Origin of the sequence: Porphyromonas sp. CAG:1061 (genome assembly GCF_000435035.1) — a bacterium.
Classification (GTDB): domain Bacteria; phylum Bacteroidota; class Bacteroidia; order Bacteroidales; family Porphyromonadaceae; genus Porphyromonas_A; species Porphyromonas_A somerae.
Genome location: NZ_HF988831.1, coordinates 1 through 5,897, shown reverse-complemented (window position 1 = coordinate 5,897; position 5,897 = coordinate 1). Strand labels below are relative to the sequence as shown.

4 protein-coding genes and 1 pseudogene are annotated in these 5,897 nt (G+C 51.1%); all 5 read left to right on the top strand.

The window, feature by feature from the left end; genetic code table 11:
- Window positions 1–190: pseudogene (locus QVO39_RS00535) on the top strand (acyltransferase); the annotation flags it as partial.
- 36 nt (window positions 191–226) lie between these two features.
- Window positions 227–2,236, top strand: coding sequence for an alpha amylase C-terminal domain-containing protein (locus QVO39_RS00530; RefSeq protein WP_021902559.1), 2,010 nt, complete (start codon window positions 227–229; stop codon window positions 2,234–2,236).
- Between the two features lie 42 nt (window positions 2,237–2,278).
- Window positions 2,279–3,265 carry a type I phosphomannose isomerase catalytic subunit gene (locus QVO39_RS00525; RefSeq protein WP_021902558.1) on the top strand — a complete coding sequence of 329 codons (987 nt, stop codon included), beginning with the start codon at window positions 2,279–2,281 and terminating at the stop codon, window positions 3,263–3,265.
- A complete protein-coding gene (locus tag QVO39_RS00520; protein WP_021902557.1) occupies window positions 3,265–4,452 on the top strand; it encodes a THUMP-like domain-containing protein in 1,188 nt (395 codons plus the stop codon). The genes QVO39_RS00525 and QVO39_RS00520 overlap by 1 nt, the downstream gene beginning before the upstream one ends.
- 250 nt (window positions 4,453–4,702) lie before the next feature.
- Entirely contained in the window at window positions 4,703–5,788 is a 1,086-nt protein-coding gene (locus QVO39_RS00515; RefSeq protein ID WP_021902556.1) for a tyrosine-protein phosphatase, read from the top strand.
- The last annotated feature ends 109 nt before the right edge of the window (window positions 5,789–5,897 follow it).

The following is a 5,897-nucleotide window of genomic DNA, read 5'->3' as shown; positions in this document are numbered from 1 at the left end:
CTTTTGGGGGCAATCCTTTGTGGCTGGTCCGCAGGGCGAGCTGCTAGAGATTTTGCCAACCGATGCAGAGGCAGAGAGTGTGGTGGAGGTAGATATGGAGCGTAGCGAGCAGGTGCGGAGATGGTGGCCCTTCCTCCGTGACCGCCGAATTGATGCCTATGGCGACATCACCAAGCGGTATCGCGACTAAGCTAGGAATAGGTAATAAAGTTAGGTAATTAGGATCATGAAAAAACTACAGATACTACAGCAGGACCACTGGTTGCTCCCCTACGAGGAGTGCCTCAATAGGCGATATGAAGATGCCTTGGCAAAGGAGCAACAGCTATTGGGCAAAGAGCACACTTCGCTCGATAGCTTTGCCTCGGGATATCTTTACTTTGGACTTCATAAGGAGTCAACGGAGTGGGTGCTTCGGGAGTGGGCTCCTAATGCAACGGCGCTTTATCTTTTGGGCGATTGCAATGGGTGGCAACGTGACGAGGCATTTGTCTTTTCTCCCTTGGAGAATGGGGTGTGGGAGCTGAGACTCCCCAAGGAGACTTTGAAGCACGGCGACCACTACAAACTGCTGATGGTATGGGACGGTGGCGAAGGAGAGCGCATTCCGGCCTGGGCAAGGTATGTGGTACAGGATCCTGAGACGCATCTTTTTAGTGCCTCGGTGTGGGATCCTAAGGAGCCTTATGTGATGCAGTCGCCGAGGGCGGTACTAGGTCATGAGCCACTGATGATCTATGAGGCGCATATCGGTATGGCAACGGAGGAGGAGCGGGTAGGCACCTATCGGGAGTTTCAGGAGCGGGTATTGCCAAAGATTGTGGAGAAAGGGTACAACGCTGTGCAGCTGATGGCGATTATGGAGCACCCTTACTACGGTTCTTTTGGGTATCATGTCTCTAGTTTCTTTGCCCCTTCATCACGCTTCGGTACGCCCGATGAGCTGCGGGAGTTGATCGATACGGCTCACAGTATGGGTCTGGTGGTGATTATGGACTTGGTTCATTCACACGCAGTGAAGAATGAGGTGGAGGGGTTGGCTCGCTTTGATGGTACGTCGACGCAGTTTTTCCACGAAGGGGCGAGAGGAGAGCATAGTCAGTGGGACTCGAAGTGCTTTGACTATGGTAAGAATGAGGTGCTGCACTTCTTGCTCTCCAACTGCAAGTATTGGCTCGATGAGTATGGCTTCGATGGCTATCGCTTTGATGGAGTTACTTCAATGATCTATGAGGATCATGCGCTAGGGCGGAGCTTCTGTAGCTACCAAAACTACTATGATGGGGGACAGAATGAGGAGGCGATTTCCTATCTCACACTCGCCAATAAGTTGATCCACGAGCACTATCCACATGCGATTACGATTGCTGAGGAGGTGAGTGGTATGCCAGGTATTGCTCTGCCTGTGGAGGCAGGTGGCTATGGCTTCGACTACCGACTGGCTATGAATATTCCCGACTTTTGGATTAAGCTGATCAAGGAGTGCCCCGATGAGGAGTGGCGGCCTGGCTCTATCTGGTGGGAGTGTACCAATCGTCGTAAGGACGAGCTGAGCATCAGCTATGCTGAGAGCCACGACCAAGCTTTGGTGGGCGATAAGACGCTGATATTTAGGCTGATCGATAAGGAGATGTACTGGCACATGGACAAGGCGGACGACAATAGTGCCGTGGCCCGTGGTGTAGCTCTCCATAAGATGATCCGAATGGTGACGATGACCACGATGAATGGGGGGTATCTCAACTTTATGGGTAATGAGTTTGGCCACCCAGAGTGGATCGACTTCCCTCGTGAAGGGAATGGGTGGAGCCACAAGTATGCACGCCGCCAGTGGAGCTTGGAGGAGAATGGCTTCTTGAAGTATCAGCAGTTGGGTGACTTTGATAGAGAATTAGTGGACTTTGTGCGTGGGGTAGAGGACTTCCACAAGTTGCCACTAGTGCAGCTTTGGGATAAGTGGGAGGATCAGGTGTTGGTCTATGAGCGTGGTAAGTATCTATTTGTCTACAACTTCCATCCGACCGACTCCTTTGCGGACTACCGATTCCCAGCACCGGCTGGGAAGTATCGGACGCTTTTCTGTAGCGATGAGAGTCGCTTTGGGGGGTATGATCTCGTGGATCTCTCGGTGCCACACTTTACGCTCTGTGACCATGAATTGAACTTTGAAGGGCGTGGCTGGCTAAGCCTTTATATCCCAGCCCGTACAGCTTTTGTGCTGGTGCGAGAAGAATAAGGGAGCGAGGGAAGTGCTTTTTGGATAATAATTAAGACGGTAATGAAAGAAAGAGTAGAGCTTTATCCCTTGCGATTTAGGGAAGTGTACAAACAGACGATTTGGGGCGGGAATAAGATTTATCAATACAAGGGGAGACCAGCCCCGGCCGAAAATATCGGCGAAACGTGGGAGATATCGCCTATGGAGGGCGATGCCTCGGTGGTAGCGGAAGGTCCATTGACAGGAAAGGACTTGATAGAGGTAACGCAGGAGTATGGAGCTGACTTGCTGGGACAGCAGGTCTTTGATCGCTTCGGAGGTAAGTTCCCACTACTGATTAAGTTGATTGACTCACAGCAGGATCTGAGTGTGCAGGTGCACCCAAATGATGCCTATGCCGAGAAGCGCCACCACAGCTGGGGAAAGACGGAGATGTGGTATCTGCTAGAGTCGGAGCCTGGAGCTAAGATCTATGCCGGTTGGCAGAAGCAGACCTCTAAGGAGGCATTGCCAGAGCTAGTGCAGACCGATGCAGTGATGGGTTACTTGGAGGCGCATACTCCTCACCCAGGCGATCTCTTTTTCCTCCCAGCTGGAAAGGTGCATACGATTGGGGCGGGGAATCTTTTGCTAGAGATACAGCAGGCGAGTAAGATTACCTACCGTCTTTTTGACTTCAATCGAACCGACAAGGAGGGGAATAAGCGAGAGCTACATGTGGCGGACGGTGCAGAGGTGATCGACTTTTCACTCAATACGCACGGGGCTGAGCCGTACGACCGTGAGACGAAAGACCAGCCGGTATCGATGGTAGAGTGCAACTACTTCGCTACCCGTATGCTTCAACTGACGAAGGATTATGCAATGGATCTGGACGGTCGTGACTCTTTCACTATCCTATTTGTGGACGAAGGGGAGATCACTATTAATGGTGCTTATCGTCTTGGGAAGGGGGAACTATTGTTGCTCCCTGCCGTGATGAAGCAGGTAACGATTGAGACGAATGGGGCGAAGGTGCTGGAGACCTATATTCCCCACGAAAAGTGATGAATGACGAACTACTCGCCTATGTGTGGAAACATAGGGAGGAGGATGTGCGAAAGCTGGCTCTTAGTGGTAGGAACGATGCTGGAGACTTGGACTTTCCGTCGGCACTTAAGGCGATACAAGCACGGCAAAAGCTAAAGCTAAAGCACCCTGAATGGTATGCGGTGCCAGAGGTCTTTATCCCTGAAGCAGTGGTGGTGGAGCAATCCTCCAGTCCTGAGACGGCTGCCTACAAGAGCCAGTTTGTTCCGACCGATGGGACGGTGCTGGATCTTAGCGGTGGCATGGGGGCGGATAGCTTTGCCTTTGCCAAGGTGGCAAAAGCGGTGACCTATCTAGAACTCTCACAGGAGCGTGCCGAGCTGGCTGCCCACAACTTTAAGGCTTTGGGGTGTGGTAATATCTGTTGCCATACTGGAGCTGCGGAGGTGGAAGGGCTTGCTTTGGCAAAGGAGCTACAGCCAGACTTGATCTATCTAGACCCCGATCGGCGCCCTTCTGCGGCCCGGTCGAGGGTTTTTCGTTTGGAGGATAGTCGTCCAGACCTCACTACGTTGCTTCCTCAGCTCTTGGCTGTATCGCCGAGTAGTGAGGTGCTGGTGAAGCTCTCCCCAATGGCCGACCTCGCCTATTTAGAGGGGGCACTTCATTTCCCCTTTGATACGCACATCGTATCGCTCAGGCGTGAGGCAAAAGAGCTCTTATTGCACTTTTCTCCTACCGTTACCCAGAGTGTCACGGTGGTGGAGATAGGTAGGACGCGTACAATTACTTGCACCACCGATGGGCAGATTACTCGAGCTGTGGAGATTAGTCATCGGGTGGGGCGGTATCTCTACGACCTCTACCCCGCCTTTGCCAAGGTGGGGTATGAGTGTTTGGGCTTAGACGATCCCGTTTGGCAGCCTGCTCGTCACACCCATCTATACTTTTCGGAGGAGCTGCTTCCCGACTTCCCCGGTCGTGCCTTTGAGCTACTGGAGCACAACCTAGGCGAGAAGCGGTGGCTGAAGGAGCTGTCTCGCCAACCACTCCATCTGCAAGCTAAAAATCTCCCCACCTCTACGGATCAATTGAGACGACAGCTGAAGGTGAAGGAGGGGGGTGACTTATTTCTCTTTGCTTATGCCGATGAAGCGGGAAAGCGAAATTTTGTACTCGCAAGGCGCCTGGAGCCGACTTTGTAGAGACATTGCACGAAGGCGATCTGCTGCGTTGCTTTCGGGATTCGGGCTCGGTCACGTACGTGAGTACGCTCCCAGCATCCTCACCCTCAGCGCCTTGCATCTCATCCTTCGTGCAAAGTCTCAGCATATTTTAGAAAATATGTGAGAATGGCACTTCGTGCAACATTCTCTTTGTAACTTGATTTAACTAATTAAAGAGGGGCAACTCTCTCTAATTCCTTATATTTGTGGTTGATAAGTAAGGAATGATATGTGTAGAAACAGTGTGATTAATAGAGTCTATTTCTGGGGAATGCTCTTGGTAGTGGCCGTGACAACGACCTCTTGTGCCAAGCAGGCTTATTATATCGATGCCTATTCGCGGCAAAATGCCAAGGGTAATCACACCATTCAGTGGCAAATCAATCCTGGAATGAATGGCGAGGTGGCCATCTATGCCTCGGAAAGCCCCAATAAATATCCCGACCAGCCACTCGCTGTGGAGCAGATACGAAAGGAGGTTTACCACTATAATAGTCCGGAGGGTAGCTACAGCCACACTTACTTCTTGCTGGTCTTTAATAATAGCGACATGAGGGTGGTGACGAGTCGGGTGATTCCTACCGTGGGTATCCTCAATCTCCGTGACGCTGGGGGGTATATGACGGCTAGTGGAGAGCAGATGAAGTGGGGGATGCTCTATCGGTCTGGTGACTTATGGCGAAGCTTTGAACAGGATATTCCAATCATTGGGACTCTGGGAATACGGTCACAATATATCATGTCGCCTTCGAGGATAGCCAACTATCCTCCCCAGATGGGAATGTCGGCGATTGAGCAGATCCAAGTAGAGCCAGATAAGGAGATTGACTTCCAGTATCTCATCGATAAGATTTATGAGGGGGAGCGGAGCAGTGAGGAGATCAAGGGGATGCACCGAGAGGTACTCTATAATATAGCGTTTGATAATCCCAATCAACTCCGAATTATCCTCAATGAGATGACGAATCCCGCCAAGTATCCTATCCTATTGAGTGATGACCTGGGAAAGGATCGGGTCGCCTTTGTGATCTTCTTGATTCACCATATTCTAGGGGTGAGTAAGAGTGATGCGATCGTCGATTATATGATGAGCAATGACAATCTGCCCCCAAATAGATTGGAGCCGAAGGGCTTTACCATGCCTCAGGGAGTGCAGGAGGCTCTGACCGAGTACTTCAGGTGTGAACCAAATCAGATCAATGAACTCATCGACGAGATAGAGCGGAGGTATGGCTCCATAAATAACTATCTGACCGACTACCTCCACTTTGATGAAAGTAAGCAGGCCGCAATAAGGAATATCCTCCTCTACTAATGCTGTAGGGAGGAAGAGTACAGAAGATGCGGATTAGAAAGGCCTTGCCGAGTGGTATTTATCGGAGCATTTATGGTTAAGGACCTCCTGCGGAGGTCCGATTTGTTGT

What these genes read in the sequence shown, in the direction of transcription:
- QVO39_RS00525 (WP_021902558.1), top strand. Translation starts at nt 2,279, where the DNA reads ATGAAAGAAAGAGTAGAGCTTTATCCCTTGCGATTTAGGGAAGTGTAC.
- QVO39_RS00520 (WP_021902557.1), top strand. Translation starts at nt 3,265, where the DNA reads ATGAATGACGAACTACTCGCCTATGTGTGGAAACATAGGGAGGAGGAT.
- QVO39_RS00515 (WP_021902556.1), top strand. Translation starts at nt 4,703, where the DNA reads ATGTGTAGAAACAGTGTGATTAATAGAGTCTATTTCTGGGGAATGCTC.
- QVO39_RS00530 (WP_021902559.1), top strand. Translation starts at nt 227, where the DNA reads ATGAAAAAACTACAGATACTACAGCAGGACCACTGGTTGCTCCCCTAC.